Origin of the sequence: Pseudomonas sp. SJZ080 (assembly GCF_007828295.1) — a bacterium.
GTDB lineage: Bacteria > Pseudomonadota > Gammaproteobacteria > Pseudomonadales > Pseudomonadaceae > Aquipseudomonas > Aquipseudomonas migulae_A.
Map to the genome: position 1 here is coordinate 67,127 of NZ_VIUK01000013.1, position 26,055 is coordinate 93,181.

The following is a 26,055-nucleotide window of genomic DNA, read 5'->3' on the forward strand; positions in this document are numbered from 1 at the left end:
AGTGGGCTCAAGCCTTGCTCCACACCGTGCGATTGATGTAATCGGTGTAACTCAGGACCACGCGAACCACCTGCAGCGAAACCGGTCCGCCTTGATAATCCGGCACCACTGGCACCTTGCGTTGCTCACGAGAATGCTGACTGGTCACCACCCGCACCGCATCCATCACAGAACCGCGCTTCAGGCCGCTCATGATCAGCGTCCCTTCATCCATCCCCTCGGGACGCTCATGGGCGTTGCGCAGGGTGACGGCAGGCAGGTTCAGCAAGGACGCTTCTTCGGTAATGGTGCCGCTGTCGGAAAGCACACAGAACGCCGACATCTGCAGCTTGATGTAGTCCAGCAGACCGAAAGGTTTGACGAAACGGATCAACGGGTGATCGAGGGATTCACCCAAGGCTTCCAGACGCTTGCGCGTACGTGGATGAGTCGAAACGATCAACGGGAAACCATATTGATCGGCCAGGGCCCGCAGGGTATCCAGCAAATCGCGCAGGTTATCCGGCGTGTCGACGTTTTCCTCGCGGTGGATACTGACGATGAAAAACTTGTCCTGCTCGAGGCCGCTGCGCGCCAGCACATCGGACTGCTCGATCTTGGGCATGTAGTGCTCAAGGACTTCCTGCATGTGCGAGCCGGTCTTGATGATCGTTTCAGGGCGAATACCCTCGGCGATCAGATAACGACGAGCATGCTCGGTCAGCACCATGTTGATGTCGCTGAGGTGATCCAGCACCTTACGGTTCAGCTCTTCAGGCACGCGCTGATCGAAGCAGCGGTTACCCGCCTCCATATGGAACACCGGGATCTTGCGACGCTTGGCGGAGATCACTGCCAGACAAGTATTGGTGTCGCCATACAAAAGCAATGCGTCAGGCTTTTCCAGTTCGAAGATTTCATCGGACTTGGCAATGACTTCGGCGATGGTCTTGGCGGCTGTATCGCCGGCAGCGCCGAGGAAATGATCCGGCTTGCGGATTTCCAGATCGTCGAAGAACACCTGGTTGAGTTCGTAATCGTAGTTCTGCCCGGAGTGCACCAGGACATGGTCGACCTGGCGATCCAGTTCAGCGATAACCCGGCTCATCTTGATCAGCTCGGGACGTGTGCCGACCAGCGTCATGACCTTAAGCATCGAGTTGCTCCTTGATGTAATCGAGTTTCAGCAACAACTCCTTGATACCCGCTACATCCAGGCGCTCCGTATTGTGCGAGGTGTAGTCGTCGAACTCGGATATACGCTCCTCGCCCTCGACGAAGTACTTGTTGTAGTTCAGGTCACGGTTGTCCGCCGGAATCCGGTAGTAACGCCCCATGTCCTCGGCCTTGGCCATTTCCTCGCGGGAAACCAGCGACTCGTACAGTTTCTCGCCGTGGCGAGTACCGATCACCTTGACCTCGTTTTTCTTTCCGAACAGTTGCTTGAGCGCTTCGGCCAGGTCGCCGACCGTCGAGGCCGGGGCTTTCTGGACGAACAAATCGCCTTGCTGACCGTGCTCGAAAGCATGCAGAACCAGATCAACCGAATCTTCAAGCGACATGAGGAAGCGGGTCATTTCCGGGTCGGTCACGGTCAGCGCGCCCCCCGTGCGAAGCTGGTCGACGAACAATGGAATCACCGAGCCGCGCGAGGCCATGACGTTGCCATAACGGGTCGCGCAAATGACCGGACCATTGGCCGGGATCATGCGCGACTTGGCGACCATCAACTTCTCGGACATTGCCTTGGAGATGCCCATGGCATTGATCGGATAAACCGCTTTGTCAGTGCTCAACACCACAACCCGCTGCACACCGCTGGCGATGGCGGCATTCAGCACGTTCTCGGTGCCCAGCACGTTGGTGCGCACCGCTTCCATCGGATAGAACTCGCAAGACGGAACCTGCTTCAGGGCCGCAGCGTGGAAGATGTAATCCACACCCACCATCGCCTGATCCAGGCTGTCGCGATCACGAACATCGCCGATGTAGAACTTGACCTTGTCATTGGCCAGGGCGATACGCATATCTTCCTGCTTCTTCTCATCACGACTGAAGATGCGAATTTCGCGCACAGCGGTATTGAGAAAACGCTTGAGGACCGTATGACCGAAAGAACCGGTGCCACCGGTGATCATCAATACCTTGTCGTCGAACATGTAAACCTTCCGAATTCGTTAGCGAGTGGCGTGCATCAGCTCGATGAGCCGGGGCCAGGTTGGGGCTTTGTATCCAGTCGCCTGGGTGAAACGTTCGCTGTTGAGCGATCGATCGATCACCAATGCGGCGTCTGGACGGATCTCGATGGACTTGCCGTATTGGCTGGCAATCAGGGTCAACAGGTCCAGCTTTGCAATCGGTTCTGCGGCGACATGATACAGGCCATTGAGCTCCGGGTGCGGCAGGACGAAGTCTTTCATGACACGGGCCAGCTCAGCGGTGGGCAAACCGGAGAAAATAGCCTTGGAAAAACCTCGCACGCTGCCTTCTTGCGACAGAAACCAGTCCACCAGCGAATGACTGGAGTTCAACTCGTGACCGATGATCGAGGTTCGCAAGGTGATGGCATTGGGTAGATCGTGCAGTTCGCCGATGTACTTGGACTTGCCGTACAGGTCTTCGGCGTCCGACAGATCGCTTTCGAGGTAGCCACCTTTACGTCCCGAAAAGACGCAGTCGGTACTGATATGGATCAGACGAGCGTCGCTCAGGGCGCAGAGCCGGGCGAGTCGATGCGGCAACATGGCGTTGATTGGCAGCGCTGTCAGCGGGTCTTTGGCATCGGCCAGTTGCTTGATCAGGCCGACGCAGTTGATGACAACGTCGGGACGCACCTTCGCAAGCGTAGCCACGAGCGAGTCCTGATCCAGCACATCGACACCCGACAGCAAGCGCTCACGACTTGCTTCGGGGAAGGATCGCAACCCGGCGGAGCTACGCAACGTTCCCCAGACCTCATGCTCCGAATCGGAGTTGAAGGTTTTGAAGACCGCGCTGCCCAGCATACCGGTAACGCCAAGAACAAGAACCCGTGCCATGAATCGTAAACCTTCTTAAAATTTCAAGTCTTGTAGGAATAGCGTAGAAGTCTATCAAAGAAAAATAGAATCAGAACATTCAACAATATGGAGCCGAACAGCATGTAGCTTTGCAATGGAACATATCCAAAGCTGGTAAAACGAAAAGCAATCACCTGAGCAATCAACGCACAGAACACCAGATTCTTTCCGCCCAGCCGGTAAACCACGTACTCACAGACGGCCGCGACCACTGAGAATGCTAATACTGCAAAGAATAGAAAAAAATAGGATCCAGGATAAAACAGAAAAGCGATATACCCTGGCAAGGAAACGAAGTGGGTGCCGTCACCGCGGGTATTGTCATAGGGAGACGCTACAAAATGTCTGTCATAAAAGGAGTTGACTGATTTATCGAATCGCTCGGAAAGCGCCTCCTTGAATACCTCCCATCCTTTATCTTTTGACCCCACCACAGACATGACACCTTCCACACCAACCCAGCGATCAAGAAACAGAGTGGACGTCTGCTCCACAACCGCTCCACTACGCTCGGCCTGACTGTAACCACCATAAAAAGCGTTAGCACGCAGGTAGTTGACAGACAACACCGACGCGGCGAATAAAACTCCAAAAACAACTACTACAAATCCCGCCAACCCTAAACGCAAGCGAGGCTCTCGTCTCCGAAACAGTGTGACCGCCCCATACATCAAGGCAGAACCGTTGAGGATCATGCCTCGACTCCACAGGGAAATATTGGACAATGTCACTTCCAGGAGAGCGATGACGATTGCAATCCAATAACGATCCCGATTCAACTCGAATTCGAAGCGTAAGATAATTGCAGAAATGGACGCCATGCCAAACATCAATAGCCAAGCATAAATACCGTTGAGCCCGAAAGGCAACTTCACCCGTTCAACCAAGCCTCTCTGGTAAATACCGAACCATGCATTGGATATACAGACGGCCAATACCGTCAAAATAAAAGTAGTCAGTAGCGCGACGCGATATTGCCGATAAAAAGCATACAACCCTGTATAGGATATTTCCGGCATCGTAACGGGATAACTGAAAAAGAAGCGCTGACGAACAAGTCGTACGAGTAAAATTGCCGTCAGAGCACAACAAACCACCAGTAACACCTGATCCAGCGAGTCAGGGCTTCCATCGAAAGCCCCCACCGCAATACTGAAATGGCCTTGGGAGAAAGCTGTGTGCACACTGAATTTCAGCCAGAAGCCAATCCACAGTAAGACACCAATAAATGAATCGAAAAATATCGCACCTCGACCGAACCCAAAGAACAAAACCGCTGTCGAGAGCACAGTAAATAATATATAAATCCAGGTACTTCCCCGGTACTCGGCCAATGCACAGGCACCGATAAGCACAATTCCCGCCAATACAAGTAGCCAAGTACCTTTAATCAGAATGTCCCAGCGCATAATCCCTCAGACAACATTTCCATTTACCGATGAAAAGCGCGCTCTTGGCAGAGAAATCACCGCCAACAACAAGCCCCATAAAAAAAACATTATTACGCCAGAGTACGGTTGGCGCAGGCCGACTTTGAAGGCGCTGTCGAACACCAGCATAAAAATAACCACCAACGCCAGCCCCATGTATGAGCTATGCGCCCAAAAATCCCGCCACCGCCCGCACACAGCCGCAAGACTATACAGAGCCAGCGCGATTAGCGGAAACAATCCCAGCAGACCGAAGTTGTAAGCAAAATCGAGATAGTAGTTGAGCGCACTGGGGTACAGTCCCCGCTCTGGCGACGTAGCATGACCGAAAAGGGCGTTGGTCCAACTCGCGGAAATGCCATCGATATAGAACATCCAGCTCTCCAGATAACCAACCCGTCCCTCGAGCACCTGCATGGAAAGATTGGCCACCCCCGACAGCGGTGTCGGCACTTGTGCCTGCGGCACGTAACGCATGTACAGGAACGACAGTAGCGCCCCGCACACCGCCAAAAACGGTACGACCAGCAAAGAAGCCAGGCGTCGCCCTCGCGCCGCTTGCTGAGCGACAAAGCAGAATACCGCCAGCACGAAGAGTAGCATTGCAAGCAATGACCAGGACAAAATCACGTAGCCGCCCATCAGCAAGGTCAAGGCGCGTAGCCACCCATCAAAACCCTCACGGCCCCAGAGCGCGAACAGCGCCAGCACGAAGGCCGCAACGAACAACAAAGAAGCATACTGCAGATGCTGATAGATACTGAAGACGAAAACAGAGGGTGAAAGCTGTACATCACCTGAAGTCAGAGTCGCCAGCAATTGCAGGGGTACTACCACCAACAGAATGAACAGCGCGCCCTTGGCAACCAGTGTCAGCGCGTCTTCGCGCATGCCAAACTGCTGCCCTAGGACCAGAGCGAACATCGGCAGGATGTACTGGACAAGCAATATCAGCTTCTGACTCCCCCTCCGCTCGCGTCCAGCCCCAGCAGCAAACTGGTCAATAACATGCCAATGAAAACAAAAAACAGACTCAGCAATGCCAGGCGCGCGTGCGAGTAGCGTCCGAGCAACACCATACCCAAGTAACAGGCCAGTACCGACAGGGGAATCGGCAACAAAGCCAGAACCCCACCGTGGCTGAAGCCGTGGGATGGATCATGGAAAATACTGCCATTGAGCTGGAAAAACATCGGCAGAAATATCACTACCGCGATCAACAGCAGCTGGTTTTTCTGCGTGAACCAGCCGGAATCGCGCAAGGAAAGCAGACCGTGACGCTCACTGGCGTAGAACACCCAGGACAGGAGTGCACCCAGCAAGTACAGCATTGCCAGAGCGTTGACACCGATCCCGTAATACAAGAAAGGAATACTCGCAATTAGCAGGATGTTCGACAACATGTCCGAACCGAACACATCACCTCCGGCCTCATCCTGGAGAATGCTCAGACGGATGCGCTGTGCCTGCACCATCACAACACCGCCCATCAAGGAGCAACCCACGGCCAGCCAGAACAGTTGATCCTTCTCCGTCCAGTCCAGCAAATGCGGAACGCTCCACACGCCGGCCACCAGCACCAAACCGGCCAGCAGCATGACGACGAGCATCAGGTTGAATATCTTGACCATGCGCCCCGGGCCCGTCGAGCGCCGCTCGTGCCGCACCATGGTCGGCCCCAATGCCTGGGAGAAAACCGCCCCGAGAATGCCCCCCAAGGCAAACGCCGAAAACAGATCGCCGGCCACCTGTTTATCCGCCACCAACAAGATGAACAGTCGAAACACATAAACCGACACACCGATAACCGCGGTCGAGCCGAAGTGCGGCAGCATAAGCCGAATGCTGGAAAACAGGGGCACGCCACTGCTTAGGGCACGTTTTGGAAGCCCAAGGCTCATGCACCCAAGCAATGGCGACAAAGCCCAGAGCAACGTCATGGGTGTAGACAGAGGGCCATCGTTGAGCAGCGCCAGCAGCAGCGCCAGGCTGAGACAGCCCTGGGTAAGCAGGAAGCGGATTGCTGCGGGTTCCTGGTGGCGCAATTCCTGCTCACTGAGAAAGATCTCTGCCAGCCACTCGGCAGCGCGGCGAACCACCAGCAGCAAAACAAACCACCCGCTGCTATCCACAACCCCGGCACACAGCATCCACGCCAACATGCCCAACGGCAGCAGCAGAATCAGGCGTAGCCGAAGAATTCCGGGAGCATCGATAGCACCGGATTCAGAGAGAATCAGACTGCGCGCATTGCCGGAGAACGAGTAGAACAGCGCAACCGTGGCACCGTGAATAAGTCCGAAATCCGCCGCCAGAGCGGACTTTCCGAACAGACTCAGTCCGATCATGACCACCATCATGGCGAAGGTGTTCGCCATGAAGGCGACGGGGAAGACCATCACACGCATCATCTATTCCTTAAGCGGCCAGGTTCGTCCTGCGCCGTCAGCGCTGCAACAACTCGACCAAACGGGTCACTTGACTGTCCATCTCGAAATGCGCATCGAAGTAGGCCCTGCCCGCCTCTCCCATGACCGCTCGCTCAGCCGACCCAAGCGCTTTCATGCGTCGGATATTGGTAACCAGCGGCAACACCTGTTCGGCAGGTGAGGTCATCCCCGCTCCAGCTTCATAGACCACCCTAGCACCCTCGCCGTTCATGCAAGCGATAATTGGCCGCCCGGCGGCGAGGTACGCCTGAATCTTGCTGGGGATAGTCTGGGCGAAGGCTTCTTCATCGTTAAGCGATACCAGCAGGGCTGATGAGCGTTCGAAAATCGCAGGCATCGCCTCCATCGGAAAGCGCCCTGGCAATACCAGATTGTCCAACCCTAGCGCCTGCTGCTGCGATTTGAGCCAGTCCAGGCGGCTGCCGCTGCCGACCAGCACAATGCGAATATCCGGTTCATCGCGTAGCTGCTCCGCCGCCTGTACCAGCGTATCCAAGGCCTGGGCTGTGCCCAGATTGCCGGCAAATACCACACAGAAGTGTTGTTTGAGCAACGCATCCAGCTCCCGCGGAACCTCCACCACCGACCGCTCACTACGCACATCCATGGAGTTGGGGTAGTACTGAATCTTATCGCGTGCGGCATAACGAGCCACTGGCTCGACGAAAGCGCACGACTGCACCAGCAGCGTGTCGCAATGGCTATAAATCGCCCTGACCATCCAGCCCACCAGTTTGAGCAAATGCCGATTGCGGATGAAACCGGTAGCAGACAGGCTTTCTGGCCACAGGTCCTGCACCCACAAAGCCAGCTTAGCCTTCTTCAGCCACTTCAATGGAATCGCGGGAATTGCCTGCAGGATAGGCGACGGAGCAAAAACCAGGATTGCGTCGAACTCTCGTTTACGCAGCATCCACGGCAAAAACAGCAGGCCGGCAAAAACGAATGACAGATAGTTGAGGATGAGGTTTTTCGCTCCACCCTCTCCTCGTGGCCAGAGCGGAACGCGCAGCACATCGATCTTCCCGAGGTAGCGCTCGCGCTGGGTGCCCTTGGCGCTATATCCCTCGAATATCTTGCCATCCGGGTAATTGGGTTTGCCGGTAGCCACCACAACCTCATGACCCTGCTCGTCAAGGGTGCGCACGATGTCATTGATGATGAAACTTTCAGGCCAGAAGTACTGCGAGACAACGAGAATCTTCATAGGTAATCAGGGGACTCAATCAATAATTCGAGCGACGTGCTCGGCGATGGCAAGGCTGGCTGTCAGGCCTGGCGACTCTATTCCGTAAAGATTGATCAGACCGGTCAGGCCATGCGTTTCTGGCCCCTGGATCAGAAAGTCCGCTGCCGGCTGCCCTGGCCCGGAGAGTTTCGGGCGAATTCCGCAGTAACCTGGTGTCAGGCGCAGCACATCAAGCGTTGGGAAATAGCGACGAATCGCTAGCGCAAAATCGTTTTTGATCTCTTCTTCGACCCGATAGTCGATGGTATCGGTCCAGGCAACGTCTGGCCCGAATCTCACTTGCCCGCCCATATCGAGTGTGGCATGCACGCCGAGACCAGCGGTATTCACTTCCGGCATCGGATAGATTAGACGTGAAAATGGCGAACGCCCGCTGTAGGAAAAATACCGTCCCCTGCACCAGTGGGTTTTCGGCACATGACGTGCGTCGAGCCCATCGATGCGCGACGCTAGCTCACTGGAAAACAAACCTGCCGCGTTTATGACCCGCTGCACATCCAGCGAGAAAGGCTCGCCGCAACTCTCCCCCTCCACCACCCAAAGCTCGCCATTGTGCTGTAACCCGAAAACCCGGGTCTCCAGCGCCAGATCTGCACCGTGTCGCTGGGCGTCGCCGAGTAGGGACTGCAGATAGGCATGGCTATCAATAATACCGGTTTCAACGGACAGCAGAGCAGCTACCCCCGTCACCGCAGGTTCCATTCGACGCAGTTGCGCCGCACTAATGTCCTGTAACGAGTCGACCCCGGAATGCACCGCATTCTTCTGTATGGCATCAAGCGCAGCGATTTCATCCGGGTTCACCGCGACCAGCAATTTGCCGATCCGCCGATGCTCCACATGATGGTCCTCGCACCAGCGATACAACAAATCGCGACCTTCCACGCACAAACGCGCCTTCAACGAGCCAGGTGGGTAGTAGATACCCGCGTGAATAACTTCCGAGTTGCGACTGGAGGTATGCGAGCCAATCCAGCGCTCTTCTTCGACCACCAGCACACGCTGCCCCGAACGCGCCAAACGCGAAGCACAGGCCAACCCGATGACACCAGCGCCGATGACGAGACAATCGTAAGAACTCATATTGCGAGCCTTGAAAAAATTCAGGATTTGGAGAGAAGACGCAGGTAGAGCTCGTGCATCAACTGCGCATTGACTTCGATTGCAAAGTTTTCCTCTGCCCATGTGCGTGCTTGGCGACCCAAGGTTTGACGCAGCACGTGATCCTCTGTCAAACGTTGCAAGGCATCGGCAAGCAACACCGGGTCGGGCCTTGGTATCGCCAGTCCGGTCACCTCGTGCAGTATCGCGTCCGGAACGGGATTTGTGATCGCTACCACGCTTGGAATCGAATAGAACGCAGCCTCAAATACCGGTCGACCAGCCGCATCCAGGTGAGAGGGGAAACAGAGAATATCGAGCTGTGGATACAACGATCTGACATCGACCACACTCCCCAGCAATTGGACATGATTCTGCAATCCGTAGTCACTGATCATTCCCTCCACATTCGCTCGCACGTCATCGGCGAAACCAAGCGTTCGCAGTGCCCATGCCTTCAACCCGGAGAGGTGTCGGGCATTTTCTCCGGCAACCAGACACTCGATATTGACGTTACGCGCTTTAAGGATGCGCATTGCCTCGACCAACTCATAGATGCCTTTAAGCGGAATCAGAACGCCGAGAAATCCAACACGTATAGGCTTTTCAGTAATTTGCGAAGAAGGGGGCAGCAAGTTGTTTTCTATACCAAGGCCGTTGTGCACGATGCTTAACGGCAAGTCTGCCGCTAACGTCGCCGCGACCGTATGGTCAATCGGCACGATTGCGTCGGCATGACGTCGCAACCAGGCATTGACGAGCCGGGTACGCAAGCCGGATCCAGGTGCGCGTTGCAAGGATCGTACGTGCACAACCATTGGTACCCGTAACATCCATTTAGCAACCATGGCCAACGGCAGCAATGTCACCTCATTAACGTGCAACAAGTCGAATCGTTCGCCGCGCAAGCGCCAGATCGCAGCCAGTGAAAAAGGCAGCAGGAACAGCTCTCGCAAGAGAATAAGCCAGCGAAGACGGCGGTAGTGGCTAAAACGCGTATTGTCGAACTGGCTGAGCCCTTTGACTTTACGCACATCCATACCGACAGCTTCAAATGCCGGACAGACCGGACCGTCGGGCGTCAAAACTGTGCCCTGTACACCTAACGCGCGTAATCGGGTGAATAGCTCGATAAGACTCTTTGATGCGCCACCGAACGCCGCGGCCGGATGCAGATAAAGTACCCGTATTGATAGCTCACTCATCGCAAGCTACCGTACCAGCGGGCAAAGTTGACCCAACGCCAGACCTGCCACGTATAGGGACGACGGCCCGCAACCACTGCGTCGAAATGCTCGAGCAACTTGGCCTGGTCAAGGAATGGCAGACCCAGATCCTCTTCGAGCCAAGGTCTGAGTGTATCGGCCATACCCATCAGCCATTGCTGCTCGGGCGTCGCGAAGCCAATCTTGTCGCGACGATCCAGCACCTCGGCCGGCACGATCCCACGCAGTGCCGAGCGCAGAAGATGCTTGGTCTCACCACCCGGAGAAACCAGGTATTCCTCTGGCAACGACAGCATGAAGTCGGACAGGTCGGTGGTCAGGAACGGTACGCGGCTCTCCACCGAGAAACGCATCGAATTGCGATCACCATGACGGAGAAGGCCGAGCAAACCGCGCGTATTCAACGAGGCTGCCAACGTGCTCATCATGCGGCGACCGGACGTTTGCTGTAGCGGCGCATGCTTGGGAAAACCAAGATGCACGCCGCCTTCGCGCAACGGACCGGGACGAATCCACGCAGGACAATTGTCCATACCATTAAGCCCACGCAACAGATCGTGCAAGCGGCCCTCACTGTATTCGCCAACAACCCGTTTCAGGCCTTCGATCCGGCTGCGCCCGGGCCATTGCGACCAGTGATTCAAAAAGCTCCAGGCTTCGCGGTACTGCCCGTTGTCCAGAAGGCTGCGGATACGCTGTCCCGCATAACCGCTGTAACCACCCTGATTTTCATCGGCGCCCTGTCCTTCCAGAGTTACGGTAATACCCTGTTCCTTGGCTTTCTTGAATACGCGGTACTGGGCATAGATGCTGGTGCTGCCAAACGGCTCGCCCTGCGCGGTAATCAGGTCTTCGAGATCAGCCGCCAGCTCGTTTCCCGAAACAATCACCTTGTGCGCCTTGGCGCCGACATGGGCATTGATCTTGTCTACCCAGCTTTCTTCGCTGACGGCACTGCCCCGGGCAATGTAGCTGAACGTGTTGATATCCGAGTCCGGCTCCAGGTGGCGCATGGCGCAGACGATTGCGGAAGAATCGACACCTCCGGACAGGGCTGCGCCAACCGGCACATCGCTGCGCAAGTGCAGGCGCACATTGTCGAGGAACATTTCCCGCAGCTGGTCGCTGGCACTGGCAAAGCTGATCGATTGGGTCTGTGCGATGGACGGCTTCCACCAGGTCTCGGGACTGGACACCTTGAGCGTGGCCAGGTCGACAGTCAGCAGTTGACCCGGAAGCAGGCTGACCACCCCTTCGATGAAACTTTCCTGGCCGAAGTCATATTCGCCATGCACCAGATAATCATAGGCACGTTGCCAGTTGAGCGTTGCGCGCTCACTCTTCAGCGCTCGCAGAGCTGGCAGCTCTGAGCCGAAGATGAAGGCGTCATTCTCCAGCGCATAGAAGAACGGCTTGATGCCGAATGCGTCGCGGACACAGGTCAGCGAACCGTCCTGGCGATCGAACACCACGAAGGCGAACATGCCTTTGAACCGAGGCAGAGCTGCTTTGCCCCATTGGCTCCAGGCGGCCAGCAGCACTTCAGTGTCCGAATGTGTGCGAAAGCGTGCCCCAAGGGCCTCCAGCTCCACGCGCAATTCGAGGTAGTTATAGATTTCGCCATTGAACACCAGCCCGAATCGTTGATCGGCGGAGTACATCGGCTGCTGACCAGAACTGGAAAGGTCAATGATCGCGAGGCGCGTATGGCCAAGAACGACTGCGCCTTCGCCGACCGGGTGACGATCAAAGCCCTGGTGATCTGGTCCCCGGAGGCGCATTGCCGCTAATGCGCTATCGATTCGTTGATCCAGTCCCGCAGGCACAGCCCGCCAGAATCCCCCTGTTATTCCACACATCTTATTTGGCGACCTCTACATGCAAATATTGCGCTTTTTCGTAATCTTCCTTGATATCGCGCGCAATCTTCAGAGGGTCATGCCAGCGCTCAACAAATGCCCGACTGCTCTTGCCCAAAGCTACAAGTGACTCACGCGGCATCAGCAGTAAATCACGTAAAGCTTCCTCTACCGTGAAGGGAGTGATCTGAAGAAAGGGCAAATCGGCTTTCATTTCAGGCGGAATGAATCCTAGGTCCTCATCCCGAATATAGACAAGTACCGGTTTACCAAGCGCCATCAACTCCACAGCCAAGCCGCCGTACCAGCCTGCGAATAGCTGATCCACCAGTACGTCCGCCGACTCATAAACCGCCCTCGCCTCGGCGTTGCTCATACCTTCGACCAGCAGTAACTCAAACTCGAAACCCTGTGCACGCAACGACTCCAGGGCACTCAGAATCAGATCCGAACCTTTGACTTTGCGGTTGCTTGGCGCATGCACAATGCGTAAAGGCCGGTTCTGATCCTGAGTATAGGAAGGCACCCACTCATCCAGAAAGACAAGAGAATAGGGTGTGAAGCGTGTGCTATCGGGAAGCACATGCATCAAGTCAGGATTAACCGAGTAGACCTGATGCGCGATACTTGAGAGCAATTTGATATTGCGCCGCTTGAAGGCATCAGAAGCGGCACAGTAATAACCCTGGTCGACCTGGTTAGCGATATTGATGGCGAAATGTTCGCGACTGTAATCGCCCTGACGGGCGTCATCGCCCTGGTAAGTTACAAATACAGCCTTGCCCAGCATGCGCACATAGGCGATCTCGAAGCGCTGCAACAGGCGCAAATAACCCGCGTAAAAAAGGCGCAGGAAGCCTTTCGCACCTTGGCTCGGACTGAAACTGAAAGCATAAGCGCTCGCCAGTGTCGTGCCTGCGTTGTAATGAATCACATCGAAACGTGGGAGCAAGAACAGAATGGCCCAAAGCCGCTTCAGTTCTCGCATCACCATACTTTGCCCTGGACGATGCAGTACCAGATCTGCCGGGTAAGCCAGGTAATTCTGAGACACAACCAGGGAGTCACTTTTCACACCCAATAGCCGCAGCGCTCGGCTGAGCGCCTGAGGATTGCCGCCAACCGAACTGGGAGCGTGCAGGACTTTGTATTTCTTCATCAGGGGATAAGTTCCAGAATTCCTTGCGCAAAAGGAACCCTGGGGGCAATCAGTGACTCACTCAGTGCATCGATATTGGCGATCAGGTGACGAGGCTCTACCTCCTCGACCTTGAACACGGGAGTACGCCCCACTGCTTCGCCGATGATCCCGGCGATATCACGAAGTGAAAGAACTTGCGCTCCTGCCACGTTGAACGTGTGGCTACCTTCGAGCTTGAGGCAGTGTTCCAGTGCCGCGACTGCATCGCTGACATGGATAGGGTTGATCTTGATGCCATCGCAACCCTGCAAGGTGATTGGCTGACCCGCCATAACATTATCGATCAGACGAGGAACCAGCATTGAACGTTTCTGCCCTTCTCCATACATGAAGAAGAAACGCAATACTGTCACGTTCATCAGTGACGAGTAGTTCTGCGCGAGGACCTCTGCGCAAAGCTTGCTTCCGAGATAATAGCCAAGCTGGCCATGATGAGGGATCAAGGAATTCTCCTTAAACGCTTCATCCCCTGCCCCATAAACACCACCGGACGACGCTAGAATGAAATGCCTTGCCCCAGAGATGCGTGCGTAATCAAGCAGACGAGCCGTGGACGCAACGTTAACGCCAAAGACGTCCATTGCCTGGTCGGGAAACTCCCGGAAACGGGATGATTGCGCCAGATGCATAACAGCATCAAGCGCACCAGGCAACGACTCTGTAGACCAATCTCCCGAGAGATCGATGACATGATAAGTCACCCCGGCCACCGGTTCCAGCGGAGCAGTGTGAACCAATGCATGAACCTGGTGCTGGGCAACCAGTTGCCTTACCGCATGAACACCCAACAGCCCATTGGCTCCGGTAATAAGAATATTCACTAATGCAACCCTACCTAATTAACAAGCCCTGTTCTCGACTGTCCCTTCGGGAGGGCCGATCAATTTGGCGAAAATTTTTGAAAAAACAAGCGAAATAGCCTCTACGGAGTGATGGCGGTCAACATAGCCTCGCCCCTTCTCCGCCGCAGCTACAAGAATATCCCGATCTACGTACAAGGTTCGAATCACTTCCTTGAACGAGCAAGCATTGGCCCGAATGATCGGAATTTCGTCGAACCCTTGCAGCAAGTCGGTAACCACATAGAGCTCCTCCAAGTCGCGTCGAAGGTGACAAATAACCGGCTTTCCAGACGCCATCGCCTCGATCGCAAACATCGCGTACCAGCCGATAACCAACTGGTCGACGATGATATCCGCCTCAAGAATCAGCCGCCGTACCTCTTCGTTGGGAACGCGCTCTACCATTACCAACTCGATATCGAGCCCTTCCTCGCGCAGCTCTTCGACTGCCCGGACAACGTGGCGTGTGCCCTTGATTTCCCGATGATTGGGGGCATGCAGAAGCTTCAGCGGCCCTGAGCGGGGGGGAAGCCTGGGCTCGTTGCGCGCAAGCTCGGGAAGTTGGATGGAAAAGTGAGCAATCATCAGGGTATCCCAATGGTGCATGTAGTCCACCCACTCACAACCACCAACGATATGACTACCTGCCGAACTCCATACGTCGACCATGGCCTGGATGTGCGCGTGCCGAGTCCGATGCTGCGGATAGTCGACCGCCATCGCATGCTTGAACTGCAGGTTAGGCGAGCGACTCATAACCTGAACGTCCGAACCGTATGGCAGTACGACAGTCTTCACGCCTGCCAGGCGATAAAGGTAGGGTTCAAGTCTCCAGAGGAATGCCGAGCCCTGCCCCAGGGCACCACCATCGAAGTAGATGATCAATGCACGATAGCGTCGTGCCGACCAGCAAAAGATATAGAGATTGAGCAAGAGCTTGCGGCAAAGAATGTTCTTCGACAACCAGTGGTGGTCAAAACGAACATCAAAATTGCTAGTGATGTGCCAGACCTGGCTGACGAAGGTTTCCGCCGAATAGCCCGCTAGTTCAAGTGCACGTTTGTGGTAGATATTGTTGATGAGCGGGAACGGGCCAAGGCCGATGTCTATGCGCTTGCCGACGCGACTTGAAATCAATGCCGCAACTGCCAGAAACGGAAGCACCAGCAGCTCGAATACGAAACGAAAACAATAGTAAAAATACTTGATCACTTCATCACCCGTGCCAGAACCAGACCAACGCGCCCACGCAAAAGCCACAGGCACGCCAACGCAGCCACTATCAGTAAGAACATTTTCAAAAAAATCAACATAATATCCAGCTCATAGGCCCGTAACATCACCGAAAAGGTGATCAGAACTAACAAAACACAAAACAACCAAGTCAAGCGTCCATAATCGTAACGGATATAATGTAGTTTCCTGCTGACCCAATAGTACGCGACTGTAAGAAAAAAATAAGACAACAAAGTCGATACAGCGGCACCATCGGCCCCCCATACTGGCAGAAGGAAGTAGTTACCAATAACATTAATCAACACTGCCATCCAAGCCAATCGAGAAAACCAGTACGTCTTACCCTCCAAGGATATTCCGAGCGCAATCACATGATGCGTTGCCTGGAGCACAATACACAAGACAAGAACAATCAGAGCCAATGCCATCGAGTCGTATTTTCCCTTGAACAGCACATGAAGAATTTCCCCGGAAAAAATCGACACTCCACCGGCTATTAAGACAAAGGCAGCGACGACAAACGTCAATACGGTCGAGTAGAGACTCTTGTACTGTTCAGGAAAGTCCGTTTTCAATTTTATTGCATACGGGCTCCAAGCCAAGCTGAAGGCCATTGAAATAAACATCACAATGGACGCCATGCGCCAGGCAACGGAATACTCTCCGACCGACTCCATACCCGTCATAGACGCCAGCATCCAACGATCAATGGATGAAAAAAGCCAATAAGCAATATCAACAAAAATAAAAGGGTAGCCGTATTTGAACAGCATCCTAGCAACAGAAGAGTCAAATCTCAGCTGCACCGTACGTCTTATCAGGAAGTAACCAAGAGGTACAAAGATCAATCCACCTACGGCTAGCGCCATAATGAATCCATCGACACCTGCAATACCAAAAAAAACGAGCAGGAACGCCCCCACATAGACAATGATTCGACAGCAGAGGCTGAAACCGAGAAAACTCAGCTTATGAAATCCGAGGCGCATAACATCGAGAAAAAACTGCTGAAATTGAGTAACAACGGCCAATAGGGTCATCGCCAATATACCGACTGCAGTCAAGGCAACACCTAGCTTTCCAGCAATGGTAACGGCCCAGTCTCGCAGCAAGAACAAAACCGCGAACAGCATCGCGCCATAGGCAAGTACCATCAACAGACCGGTTCCGACTAATATTTTTTTCTGTTGTTCACCATATTGCTCGGACCAGTAATAGCGCTGAATCGCATTATTCAATCCGCCACGAACAAAAAAACCGAGCATTGCCGAAGAGACATATAAAATCTCCATATAACCAAACTCACTGGGAGACAGCAAACTGGCAAGGAGAGGAAACAGTAAAAATACAACTATTTTCCCTACAAAGTCAGCACCACCATAGAGCAGAGAGTCTTTCAGCAAAAGCGATAATAATTTCATTACTCTGGAAGCCGGCTATTAATAAGCGGATGCTCGATCTTACCGAGCTCCTTCATCCTAACACTGTGCAACGGATGAAATAGCTGAATGATCGACGACTCTCTCCCATAGAGATAGTCGATAACCTTTCCATAGAAAAAGGTCGCGGCAGTAGCCCCTTGATATTTTTCGATGTATTCCCGGCCAGCGCCCCCCAGTTGCTGCCTCAACTCCGGAGCATGGATCAGCTTCCTCAGCACCTCTGCCAAGTTTTCCGGACTTGCCGAGACCAGAGGGCATTCTCCGAAGTATGACCAGCGGCGCAAAGGCAACATGTATTCATCGTTTTCCAAGTTACACACAACGGTCAGTCCGGATGCCATACCCTCCAGAGCATTCAGTCCATGCCCTGGACAGATGATCTGCTCAACCAAAATATCGGCCTGCTCTCGCAAGATGCGCTTAACCTCGGAGTTCTGCTTGCCCTCGATCAATATAAGTTCGACCTTGACCCCTTCAGCCTGAAGAATACGAACCGCCTCAAGAACGAATTCGCTGCCTTTGAAACCTCTATGATTCGGCGCATGGGCGATGTATACGACACCATCGATACCATTGGCCGGAGAGTTCCTTTTGGAAACATCCCACTCGCTTTCATCAACGGAAATAACACTTGGCACAAGTGCATCCCAACGACCGAATCCGTCAGCCCACATTATACCGGGGATCACTGCATCAGCTTTTTCACACCAGTAGTCAACCTTCGCCCCGATATAGCCCTGGCGCCTAGCCGGTGCTGGGATGGACATCATTAGCCCATGGAGTAATTCTGTAGACCTGACCCTATTGTATATATAGGAATCAAGGCCAAATGGCATGACTACCACCTTCTTGCCAGCGGCGCGGAGCACATAGCTCTCGAGACGCCACAATGGCGTGCCCCCCAGCAAAAAGCCATTGAAGGAAATAAAAAAAACGTCGAACTCCAACAAGCTCCAGAGAAAACCCAAAAACTTCTTGGCCTCATAAGGGACGCCAGGAAATTGATCAGCTAGAATCCGGTCATAATCCTCACGTTTGTTAATCGTATAGCAATAGCCATCAGTAAAACTGTATGAACAATAGCCAGCCGCCTTCATGATCCTGGCCCAATAAGGGTTACTGATAATTGGCGCATCTCCCCAAACTAGATGAGGAGAAGATACTCGTTTGGCACTATTGCGCCGCCCCATATAAACGACCGGCAGCAGCAATAAAAAGAAAATCACGGAACCAAAGGCAAGCCCTAACGCCTTGGTACCCCGTCTAACGGCAGCACGCCACATAAATAAAGCTCCAACCTTCAGGCAGTTTCAACCGTCGTCGATTCGACCTTGAGCCCAATGGCGTCAAGGCCCACCAGATACAGACTTCCATCAGGAGCCGTGAACGGGCCAGGCTCGATACCATCCAGACGTACTCGATCAGCGCTGACAGCCCAAACCTTCACAACACCTCCGCAGCCCATAACAAAAAAAGCGCCTGGGTAAGGCTTGGTCTGCGCCCTGACAAAGTCGTACAACCGATCTGCATCCTGCTTAAAGTCTATAAGTCCGTCTTCCGGGGAGCGCTGAGGGAAAACACTGCGCTGACTTTCGTCCTGCACCAAATGAACCGCATCACCACTGGCAAGACGCGGTACAACCTCAGATATCAGTTCGAGACCGAGAAGCTCTATCTTGGCGTAGAGGGTAGCAATTGTGTCTGCCACCTCGATGCTCACGACCTTCTGGCCGACAATGGGACCACTATCCACACCCGCATCGAAGCGGAAAAAACTGATTCCCGTTCGTTGCTCGCCATTGATGATCGCCCACACCAATGGCGCGCCGCCGCTGTACTTCGGCAGCAGCGATGCGTGCAATCCGTAAGCGGGTGCAATGTTTCGCCATGAAACGGGCAGCATGTGGTACCAGCCTGCAACGATGAATATATCAGGCCGCCATCCCTTGACTTCGGCCAACAAGGACTCGTCACTCATCCCACCGGTCATGACGGCGTATGGAATACCTGAACTCTCGCAAAAATCGGAAACGTCTGCGAAAAGCACATTCGTCACGCCGGAAGGTCGATAGGAAATTGGAAATTTTTGCGGCGCCGTCACAACGCCAACCAATTCACATTCATCTACCCCTTTCAGGGCTTCTAAGCACCTTAGTCCAAACACCGATGCGGCAATTCCTACGACCCTCATACCCACCCCTTACTTACTAAAACGGCCACTGTAACAAGCCGGCTCGCTATGGAAGTAAATAAAACGAAGACCATTTTCGGATACGAGCTCGCGCACTTCTGACTCTGAGAAACGACGTGCATTACTTGGGCTATACCAGTCAAAATTAATCGCGTTAGAGGTTTCAACCCCCAGATCTGGACTCCAAAAGCACTTCAGGAAGTTCCAATAGATAAATCGCTGAATATCATACTCCCCCCCCTCGATTCCGAGCAGCGGGATATCAGGCGAAGTGAACTTTACATCTAGCTCGGACAGGACCTTTCCAAGATCGGTGAGTTGGTGAGACATGGTCCACAACGCTTCAGTGGACAGCTCCTTGCAATAGCTTCTGAAATGATCATCCAGTAGCTCCCGAGGCAGCGCCTTTTTCGCATAAAAATAGCAGGCAAATTCACCACCAATCTTGGTGATACGTGACAACTCTCGGAAAGTTGCATCCGGATCTTCGGTATGCATAATGACCTGATCGCAACTTACGTAGTCGATAACACCATCAAAAAGCTGGGTCTCTGCAATATCACCCTTGACAAAAAATAGATTTGGAATATCCCGATAATTATTCGCGGCACACTCCGCCGCATCGGAGAAGTCCATACCGATAACGATAGACTTCGGTGCCAGCTTGGCAAACCAGGCAGCCTTATACCCTAAGCCACAACCTGCGTCGAAAATCACATCCTGACGTTGTAGGAACGCAGCCAGTTCAGCCTCGCTCGCAAAGCCATAAAGACTCAGATACCAATCGCGCTGCAGTGAGTACAGGTTTTCCTTTTCATCACTTTCATTATAGGAAACCCACTTCTCACTGAATACATCGTTGGTTTGAGCTTGGGCCTCGAAATCAGTTGCTTTATTGAAGGAGAAGAAATTCGAGCCCGCAAATGCACTAGGCTTCAGCCCAAATAGTTCTTCCACACGTTGGGACATAGTAAAACCGCTCATAGAAACGCCTTCAAAAATTTTTCAGTATTCAACAAAGACCAAATCAGAAGCCGTCGATTTTCTTGGCCGCTCAAGTGCTCGCCAACCAGATTCCCAACCGCTTCTTCACTCATAAATTTGTAGATCGAGGCGTCGCTATTCAAAAGTTTTTTCTTTACGAACTCTATGCTTTCACCTTTGAACCAGCTTGCATCTGGCGCCGAGAACCCCTGCTTTTCCGCCTTGGTGATATCGTCTGGGATATAGTTAGCCATGACATCACGAAGTATCTGCTTACCATCGTGAGTTTTCTGGAAGTATTTAGCAGTCTTATCGCCAGGCTCGTTCTCATTCAAGCGAATAACCTGAGACAGATTATTCAGTTTCAGATGAACCGGGCAACGCATAGCAAAATCAACCAGATCGTTATCTAGGAAAGGCACGCGACTCTCTAGACCATGCGCCATGCTGAGTTTATCTTCCACAACCAGCAATCCGTGCAGGAATGTCTTGGCCTCGAAATATAACGAGTGATTAATGTAGTCTTCAGGAGTATAGAGATTGTCTGCATGATGTTTGAATACATCCCGGAATATATCTCGCGTCCAGACGTGTTTCACGTCCTCCCATATTGGCGCAAAGACTTGTTTGATCTGGCTGTTAGGTATCAGTCGCTGCCAGAACTGGTAGTACTTGTCGACATAGTGCTCGAAATCATCATTGACCACCGCGCGGTAGTAGCGCCAAGGATAACCACCAAAGAGCTCATCGCCGCCAGCGCCCGACATTACGACTTTGACGAACTTCGAAGCCAGCTGCGCTGCATAGTAGTTGGGGTAGCTCTGCCCCACGCGCGGTTCTTCCAAATGCCAGGCCAGTTTTGGTAAAACCCTTTCCATATCCCCTGCTTTCAAGACCATCTCATAATGCTCGGTCTTGAAGTGATAGGACATGTACTCGGCTTTACTGCGCTCATCGAATCCCATCTCAATGCCCGAAGCAGAGTTGAGGTCGAAACCGCAGGTGAAGGTTTTCATATAAGGATAAGACTTGGCGGCTATCGCCGTGATCGAGCCAGAGTCCATGCCCCCACTCAGATAGCTGCCGAGTTCCACATCGGTCACTAACTGACGATTGACAGCCTGCTTGAACAAACGGTCCAGCTCCTCGCGGTACTCCTCGTCGCTGGCCTTTTGCTTGGGCTCCTGAAAGTTATAATCCCAGTATTGTGTGAACTGTAAGCTCGGTGACTTGCGCTTCAGATCCAGTACCGCGTAATAACCAGCGGGCAAAAGCTTCACATCATTGAGCAAAGTCTTGTCGGTGAAAATATTCTGGAAGGTGAAATATTCCAGTAATGCTTCCTTGTCCACGCTGCGGCGAAACTCCGGCATAGCCAGAATCGCTTTCTGCTCGGATCCGAACGCCAGGGTATGTCCTTGCTGGGAGTAGTAAAGAGGTTTGATGCCATACCGATCGCGTGCAAGCAACAGGGTTTGTTCCTGCCTGTCCCACAGCGCTAAACCGAACATGCCGTTGAAACGCTCCAGGCCTTTGGCGCCCCAGGCAATCAGTGCATTGAGCACGACTTCGCTGTCAGTACGAGAGCGGAACTGGTACCCCAGCGACTCAAGCTCGGTACGCAGCTCTCGGTAGTTGTAGACTTCACCGTTGTAGACCATCACGTAACGCTGAGACACCGAGGCCATCGGTTGATGACCGGCAGGCGACAGGTCGATGATTGCCAGACGGCGGTGGCCGAGGCCTACGTTGCCTTCGATCCAGTGCCCCTCTCCATCCGGACCTCGATGGGCGATAGCGTCCGTCATGCGCTGCAGGATTACAGGCGATACCGGGTTGTTGTCTAGATGAATGAGGCCGGCAATACCACACATGCGCTTCGTTGCTCCTGAAATCCGGGAAGGCGACGATTCGGAAACAACCATGTTCCCGAATCACCGCCTTGATATCGACCCCTGGCGCAAGCCAGGGTGGTGTAGTACTAAATCGCTTAACGCAACTGACGGATAGCTTCGACTACATAGGCGTAATCTTCAGGCGACATACGATTGTGTAATGGGATGGCCATGCTGTGATCGTTGCAGTCACGCGCACCCGGGAAATCCTCCGGCTTAAGCCCGAAACGCTCACGATAGTAAGCCAGCATATGCGCAGCATGAGTTCCCGGACGGGTAGCGATGCCCTTGGCCTGGAGTATTTCCATCATGTCGTTACGCGGCATCGGAGCTTTAGCAGGATCCACATAGGTGACAAATGCCTGCCAGCCGTGACGCCCACCTTCGGGAGTGGTGGGCAGGCGCAGCCAATCGATATCTGCCAACTGCTCGCAGTAGTACTCGGCCCAACGCGCGCGCTCATCGATGAACCCATCGAGTTTGCCGAGTTGAACGATACCGACGGCGCCCTGCAGATCGGTCATCCGGTAGTTGAAACCCAGCAAGTTGAATTCCGGCAACAGATACGGCCGAGGGCCATTGTGACGCTGCTCTTCGGAAAGGGTGGCGCCATGGTTACGCAGTTGGTTCATACGCTCGGCCAACTCTGCGTTTGCCGTGGTGACCATACCACCCTCACCGGTCGTTACCGACTTGCGCGGATGGAAGGAGAACGCAGCTACATCGCCGAGGCTGCCCGCAGGGCGACCTTTCCAGCTGGCCCCGGCCGCACAGGCAGCATCTTCAACAATGGCAACATTGGCTGGCAGTTGTGCACGCAGCGCGTCCATATCCAGGCAACGGCCAAACAGATGCACAGCGATGACCGCACGGGTTTTCGCGGTCAATTTGGATGCGATCTGTTGAATATCAAGGTTGTAGGTCTGAGGATCGACATCCACGAAAACAGGGGTCGCACCGCAATACAGGACCACATTGGCGGTGGCCACCCATGTGAAGGCGGGCACAATCACTTCATCACCCGGGCCGATGCCCAGGCCAGCGAGAGCCAGGTGCAGACCGGTAGTGCAGGAAGTCACTGCCAGTGCATGAGGCACTTCATGACGCTCGGCAAACGCCTTCTCAAAGGCCGCGACCTTTGGTCCTTGAGTCAACCAGCCGCTCATTAGAGGCTCACGAGTAGCCTGCCATTCTTCCTCACCGGTGCAAGGTAACGAGATGGCGATATTACGCATTTCCATTACGCTCACTCCGCGCCGTGCTCTGCACGCCAATCAATCAGCTTCTGCAAGCCTTCATGCAGTTCGTACTTGTAGGTAAAGCCGAGATCTTCTGCCGCTTTTTTCGGGCAGCCGATACGGTTTTGCACCATGCGGCGCGCGTCGTCAGCGCTGTAAGGGCGATACTCGACAACCAGGTCAGACTTTTTCAGGTCCAGGATGCCGTCGCACAACTGCTTGATGCTGGTCTGCACGCCGGTACCGACGTTGTAGAACTGGTCGGTGACGTCAGCTTCAAGCGCCTGCACGTTGCAACGTGCAACGTCTTCCACGTAGATGAAGTCGTAAGCCTGGGTACCGTCGCCATTGATGACCGGGCCTTCGTTGGCGTCGATCTTGTTGAGCATGATCGGGATAACACCGGTGTAGGCTGCGGTCTGGTCCTGGTGCGGGCCGTAGACGTTCATGTAGCGCAGGCCGACATAGCTCAGGCCGAAGCGATCATGGTAGGCGTGGCACATGGCTTCGCCAGCGATCTTGGTGGCACCGTAGAAGTTACGGTTGTTGAACGGGTGGTCCTCGGTCATAGGCACCTGCACCGCATCACCGTAAACGGAGGCGGAGGAGGAGTAGACCAGACGCTTGATGTTGTTCTGAACACAGGCCTCAAGTACGTTGAAAGTACCTTCGATGTTCACGTGGAACGCTGTCCGCGGGAAGTCCTTGCAGTGCAACAACCACATGGCGGCGAGATGGATAACACCATCCATGCCTTTCATCGCATCGTTCAGCAAGTCGATTTCGCGCACATCACCGCCATTGGCGTAGAGGCTGCAGCGCGGATCCTTCAACTGTTCAGCGATGTTGCTGACCTTTCCACGGGCGAAGTTATCGTAGATGACGACTTGCGCGGCACCGGCCTTCAACAGTTCCGAGACGACGAAACTACCGATGAAACCAGCACCACCGATGACCAGAATTTTTGAACCTTGGACTTTCATGCGACGTACTCCATTCAATTGCGTGTGGCGGCCGACAGCGACTCAGTAATGAATTGTTGGTCAGCCGGACCAAGATAGGGGTGCATTGGCAAGCTCATCACCCGATTGGCAATCGCATCACCGATCGGCAGGTGAGCTTGCTCATCCATGACCGCCGGTTGGCGGTTCAGCGGAATTGGATAATGAACAGCGGTAGGGACGCCGGCAAGCTTCAGACGCTCCTGGACAGTATTTCGCTCATCAACCTGAACGGTGTACTGGGCCCATGCGCTCGTGTTGTGCGCTTCGACAAAAGGAGCAGCAATACCAGCTTCGCCAAGAAGCGACGCATAGCGGTCTGCCACCTGCTGACGCAGTTTGAGTTCTTCTTCGAAGATCTCCAGCTTGGGCAGCATAATCGCAGCCTGCAGCGTATCGAGCCGGCTATTCACACCGACGCGAATATGATGGTAGCGACGGTCCTGTCCATGACGAGCGATTTGCCTCAGTACTTTGGCCAATTCGTCATCGCTGGTGAAAATCGCACCGCCATCGCCGTAGCAGCCCAACGGCTTGCTCGGGAAGAAACTGGCACACGCGATAGTGGTCAGGTTGCAGGAGCGCTTGCCTTTATAGGTCGCACCGAAACTCTGCGCTGCATCCTCGATTACCGGAATGCCATGTTTGGCAGCGATGGCGTTGATTGCGTCGAAATCCGCACATTGCCCATACAAGGAAACCGGAATGATGGCTTTGGTGCGCGGCGTGATCGCTGCTTCGAGCAAAGCTGGATCGAGGTTGTAAGTGCGCGGATCAACGTCGACATAGACGGGTTTGGCACCCAGCAATGCAACGGTTTCAGCGGTGGCAATATAGGTAAAGCCCGGCGTGATCACTTCATCACCCGGACCGATGCCCAAGGCCATCTGGGCAATCTGCAAGGCGTCAGTGCCATTGGCGCAGGTGATGCAATGTTTGGCCCCGACAAACGCGGCAAGGCGTTCTTCGAGCTCTGCCACTTCCGGGCCGAGGATGTATTGGCCATGAGCCAGGACGCGCTGGATACCAGCATCTATCTTGTCCTTGATACTGGCTTGCTGGATCTTGAGGTCAATAAACTCGATCATTGCCCGGCCTCCTTGACCAGCGTTTTACCGCTCAATACGTAACGCGCACCACTGTGCTCGCAGATCGCAATTCCATCACCTTCCAGCGGCAAGTCCAACTGTTCGCCGAACTCGCTCATCCAGCCGATCTGCCGAGCCGGCACACCTACTACAAGCGCGTAGGCCGGCACCGACTTGTTGATCACTGCGCCGGCACCGACGAAGGCGTACTCACCGATAGTGACACCGCAGACGATGGTGCAGTTGGCACCCAGGGTGGCGCCTTTCTTGACCAGGGTGTCGCGGTACTCGCTCTTGCGTTCGATCAGCGAGCGCGGGTTGTAGACATTGGTGAACACCATGCTCGGACCGCAGAACACACCCTCTTCGAGGGTCACATTGTCATAGACCGACACGTTGTTCTGGATCTTGCAGTTGTCACCAATGACGACCTTGTTACCGACAAAGACGTTCTGCCCGAGGGACACGCCTTTGCCGATACGCGCACCACCGCAGACGTGCACAAAGTGCCACACCCGCGAATCGTCACCAATCTGCGCACCCTCATCGACAATCGCGGAAGGATGAATCTGATAATTCATGCC

Annotated in this window: 22 protein-coding genes; all 22 read right to left on the bottom strand. The window is 54.0% G+C overall.

The window, feature by feature from the left end; all coding sequences use genetic code 11:
* Nucleotides 1-7 precede the first annotated feature (7 nt).
* A complete protein-coding gene (gene wecB / locus FBY04_RS18005) occupies nt 8-1,135 on the bottom strand; it encodes a non-hydrolyzing UDP-N-acetylglucosamine 2-epimerase (RefSeq protein WP_145315980.1) in 1,128 nt (375 codons plus the stop codon).
* Nucleotides 1,128-2,138, bottom strand: coding sequence for a polysaccharide biosynthesis protein (locus tag FBY04_RS18010; protein ID WP_145315981.1), 1,011 nt, complete (start codon nt 2,136-2,138; stop codon nt 1,128-1,130). The genes wecB and FBY04_RS18010 overlap by 8 nt, the downstream gene beginning before the upstream one ends.
* Nucleotides 2,139-2,156: 18 nt before the next feature.
* A complete protein-coding gene (locus FBY04_RS18015) occupies nt 2,157-3,017 on the bottom strand; it encodes an SDR family oxidoreductase (protein WP_145315983.1) in 861 nt (286 codons plus the stop codon).
* A gap of 23 nt (nt 3,018-3,040) precedes the next feature.
* Nucleotides 3,041-4,447 carry a hypothetical protein gene (locus FBY04_RS18020; protein WP_145315985.1) on the bottom strand — a complete coding sequence of 469 codons (1,407 nt, stop codon included), beginning with the start codon at nt 4,445-4,447 and terminating at the stop codon, nt 3,041-3,043.
* Nucleotides 4,448-4,453: 6 nt separating this feature from the next.
* Complete coding sequence (locus tag FBY04_RS18025; protein WP_178118290.1) at nt 4,454-5,416, bottom strand: hypothetical protein; 963 nt, start codon at nt 5,414-5,416, stop codon at nt 4,454-4,456.
* A gap of 2 nt (nt 5,417-5,418) precedes the next feature.
* On the bottom strand, nt 5,419-6,876 hold the full coding sequence (locus tag FBY04_RS18030) for a hypothetical protein (RefSeq protein ID WP_145315989.1): 1,458 nt from the start codon (nt 6,874-6,876) through the stop codon (nt 5,419-5,421).
* Nucleotides 6,877-6,913: 37 nt separating this feature from the next.
* Nucleotides 6,914-8,125 (bottom strand): glycosyltransferase family 4 protein, encoded by a 1,212-nt coding sequence (locus tag FBY04_RS18035; protein ID WP_145315991.1) that lies wholly within the window; start codon nt 8,123-8,125, stop codon nt 6,914-6,916.
* Nucleotides 8,126-8,140: 15 nt separating this feature from the next.
* Nucleotides 8,141-9,250, bottom strand: coding sequence for an NAD(P)/FAD-dependent oxidoreductase (locus tag FBY04_RS18040; RefSeq protein WP_145315993.1), 1,110 nt, complete (start codon nt 9,248-9,250; stop codon nt 8,141-8,143).
* 20 nt (nt 9,251-9,270) lie between these two features.
* On the bottom strand, nt 9,271-10,473 hold the full coding sequence (locus FBY04_RS18045) for a glycosyltransferase family 4 protein (RefSeq protein ID WP_145315995.1): 1,203 nt from the start codon (nt 10,471-10,473) through the stop codon (nt 9,271-9,273).
* Nucleotides 10,470-12,353, bottom strand: a complete 1,884-nt coding sequence (gene asnB / locus FBY04_RS18050; protein ID WP_145315997.1) for an asparagine synthase (glutamine-hydrolyzing) — start codon at nt 12,351-12,353, stop codon at nt 10,470-10,472. The genes FBY04_RS18045 and asnB (FBY04_RS18050) overlap by 4 nt, the downstream gene beginning before the upstream one ends.
* Before the next feature lies 1 nt (nt 12,354).
* Nucleotides 12,355-13,512 carry a glycosyltransferase family 1 protein gene (locus FBY04_RS18055; protein WP_256667042.1) on the bottom strand — a complete coding sequence of 386 codons (1,158 nt, stop codon included), beginning with the start codon at nt 13,510-13,512 and terminating at the stop codon, nt 12,355-12,357.
* The gene (locus tag FBY04_RS18060; protein WP_145315999.1) at nt 13,512-14,375 is read right to left on the bottom strand and encodes an NAD(P)-dependent oxidoreductase; all 864 of its coding nucleotides are present in this window, start codon (nt 14,373-14,375) and stop codon (nt 13,512-13,514) included. The genes FBY04_RS18055 and FBY04_RS18060 overlap by 1 nt, the downstream gene beginning before the upstream one ends.
* 18 nt (nt 14,376-14,393) lie before the next feature.
* Nucleotides 14,394-15,608, bottom strand: a complete 1,215-nt coding sequence (locus FBY04_RS18065) for a glycosyltransferase (RefSeq protein ID WP_145316001.1) — start codon at nt 15,606-15,608, stop codon at nt 14,394-14,396.
* A complete protein-coding gene (locus tag FBY04_RS18070) occupies nt 15,605-17,053 on the bottom strand; it encodes an oligosaccharide flippase family protein (RefSeq protein ID WP_145316003.1) in 1,449 nt (482 codons plus the stop codon). Before FBY04_RS18070 ends, FBY04_RS18065 begins: the two co-directional genes overlap by 4 nt.
* Nucleotides 17,053-18,357: a glycosyltransferase family 4 protein gene (locus FBY04_RS18075; RefSeq protein ID WP_145316005.1), complete on the bottom strand. Its 1,305-nt coding sequence runs from the start codon at nt 18,355-18,357 to the stop codon at nt 17,053-17,055. The genes FBY04_RS18070 and FBY04_RS18075 overlap by 1 nt, the downstream gene beginning before the upstream one ends.
* A 17-nt stretch (nt 18,358-18,374) precedes the next feature.
* Complete coding sequence (locus FBY04_RS18080; protein WP_145316007.1) at nt 18,375-19,265, bottom strand: methionyl-tRNA formyltransferase; 891 nt, start codon at nt 19,263-19,265, stop codon at nt 18,375-18,377.
* Nucleotides 19,266-19,274: 9 nt separating this feature from the next.
* On the bottom strand, nt 19,275-20,249 hold the full coding sequence (locus FBY04_RS18085) for a class I SAM-dependent methyltransferase (protein ID WP_145316009.1): 975 nt from the start codon (nt 20,247-20,249) through the stop codon (nt 19,275-19,277).
* On the bottom strand, nt 20,246-22,174 hold the full coding sequence (gene asnB / locus FBY04_RS18090) for an asparagine synthase (glutamine-hydrolyzing) (protein WP_256667043.1): 1,929 nt from the start codon (nt 22,172-22,174) through the stop codon (nt 20,246-20,248). Before asnB (FBY04_RS18090) ends, FBY04_RS18085 begins: the two co-directional genes overlap by 4 nt.
* 65 nt (nt 22,175-22,239) lie before the next feature.
* Nucleotides 22,240-23,385 (bottom strand): DegT/DnrJ/EryC1/StrS aminotransferase family protein, encoded by a 1,146-nt coding sequence (locus FBY04_RS18095; protein WP_084319445.1) that lies wholly within the window; start codon nt 23,383-23,385, stop codon nt 22,240-22,242.
* Between the two features lie 5 nt (nt 23,386-23,390).
* Nucleotides 23,391-24,365, bottom strand: coding sequence for an SDR family NAD(P)-dependent oxidoreductase (locus FBY04_RS18100; protein WP_084319447.1), 975 nt, complete (start codon nt 24,363-24,365; stop codon nt 23,391-23,393).
* Nucleotides 24,366-24,379: 14 nt separating this feature from the next.
* Nucleotides 24,380-25,471: a DegT/DnrJ/EryC1/StrS aminotransferase family protein gene (locus tag FBY04_RS18105; RefSeq protein ID WP_145316011.1), complete on the bottom strand. Its 1,092-nt coding sequence runs from the start codon at nt 25,469-25,471 to the stop codon at nt 24,380-24,382.
* Nucleotides 25,468-26,052: a UDP-2-acetamido-3-amino-2,3-dideoxy-D-glucuronate N-acetyltransferase gene (gene wbpD / locus FBY04_RS18110; protein ID WP_084319450.1), complete on the bottom strand. Its 585-nt coding sequence runs from the start codon at nt 26,050-26,052 to the stop codon at nt 25,468-25,470. Before wbpD ends, FBY04_RS18105 begins: the two co-directional genes overlap by 4 nt.
* Nucleotides 26,053-26,055: the final 3 nt, after the last annotated feature.

What these genes read in the sequence shown, in the direction of transcription:
- asnB (WP_256667043.1), bottom strand. Translation starts at nt 22,174, where the DNA reads ATGGTTGTTTCCGAATCGTCGCCTTCCCGGATTTCAGGAGCAACGAAG.
- FBY04_RS18030 (WP_145315989.1), bottom strand. Translation starts at nt 6,876, where the DNA reads ATGCGTGTGATGGTCTTCCCCGTCGCCTTCATGGCGAACACCTTCGCC.
- FBY04_RS18010 (WP_145315981.1), bottom strand. Translation starts at nt 2,138, where the DNA reads ATGTTCGACGACAAGGTATTGATGATCACCGGTGGCACCGGTTCTTTC.
- FBY04_RS18045 (WP_145315995.1), bottom strand. Translation starts at nt 10,473, where the DNA reads ATGAGTGAGCTATCAATACGGGTACTTTATCTGCATCCGGCCGCGGCG.
- FBY04_RS18100 (WP_084319447.1), bottom strand. Translation starts at nt 24,365, where the DNA reads ATGAAAGTCCAAGGTTCAAAAATTCTGGTCATCGGTGGTGCTGGTTTC.
- FBY04_RS18105 (WP_145316011.1), bottom strand. Translation starts at nt 25,471, where the DNA reads ATGATCGAGTTTATTGACCTCAAGATCCAGCAAGCCAGTATCAAGGAC.
- FBY04_RS18075 (WP_145316005.1), bottom strand. Translation starts at nt 18,357, where the DNA reads ATGTGGCGTGCTGCCGTTAGACGGGGTACCAAGGCGTTAGGGCTTGCC.
- FBY04_RS18015 (WP_145315983.1), bottom strand. Translation starts at nt 3,017, where the DNA reads ATGGCACGGGTTCTTGTTCTTGGCGTTACCGGTATGCTGGGCAGCGCG.
- FBY04_RS18070 (WP_145316003.1), bottom strand. Translation starts at nt 17,053, where the DNA reads ATGAAATTATTATCGCTTTTGCTGAAAGACTCTCTGCTCTATGGTGGT.
- wecB (WP_145315980.1), bottom strand. Translation starts at nt 1,135, where the DNA reads ATGCTTAAGGTCATGACGCTGGTCGGCACACGTCCCGAGCTGATCAAG.
- FBY04_RS18085 (WP_145316009.1), bottom strand. Translation starts at nt 20,249, where the DNA reads ATGAGCGGTTTTACTATGTCCCAACGTGTGGAAGAACTATTTGGGCTG.
- FBY04_RS18080 (WP_145316007.1), bottom strand. Translation starts at nt 19,265, where the DNA reads ATGAGGGTCGTAGGAATTGCCGCATCGGTGTTTGGACTAAGGTGCTTA.
- wbpD (WP_084319450.1), bottom strand. Translation starts at nt 26,052, where the DNA reads ATGAATTATCAGATTCATCCTTCCGCGATTGTCGATGAGGGTGCGCAG.
- FBY04_RS18040 (WP_145315993.1), bottom strand. Translation starts at nt 9,250, where the DNA reads ATGAGTTCTTACGATTGTCTCGTCATCGGCGCTGGTGTCATCGGGTTG.
- FBY04_RS18055 (WP_256667042.1), bottom strand. Translation starts at nt 13,512, where the DNA reads ATGAAGAAATACAAAGTCCTGCACGCTCCCAGTTCGGTTGGCGGCAAT.
- FBY04_RS18035 (WP_145315991.1), bottom strand. Translation starts at nt 8,125, where the DNA reads ATGAAGATTCTCGTTGTCTCGCAGTACTTCTGGCCTGAAAGTTTCATC.
- FBY04_RS18020 (WP_145315985.1), bottom strand. Translation starts at nt 4,447, where the DNA reads ATGCGCTGGGACATTCTGATTAAAGGTACTTGGCTACTTGTATTGGCG.
- asnB (WP_145315997.1), bottom strand. Translation starts at nt 12,353, where the DNA reads ATGTGTGGAATAACAGGGGGATTCTGGCGGGCTGTGCCTGCGGGACTG.
- FBY04_RS18095 (WP_084319445.1), bottom strand. Translation starts at nt 23,385, where the DNA reads ATGGAAATGCGTAATATCGCCATCTCGTTACCTTGCACCGGTGAGGAA.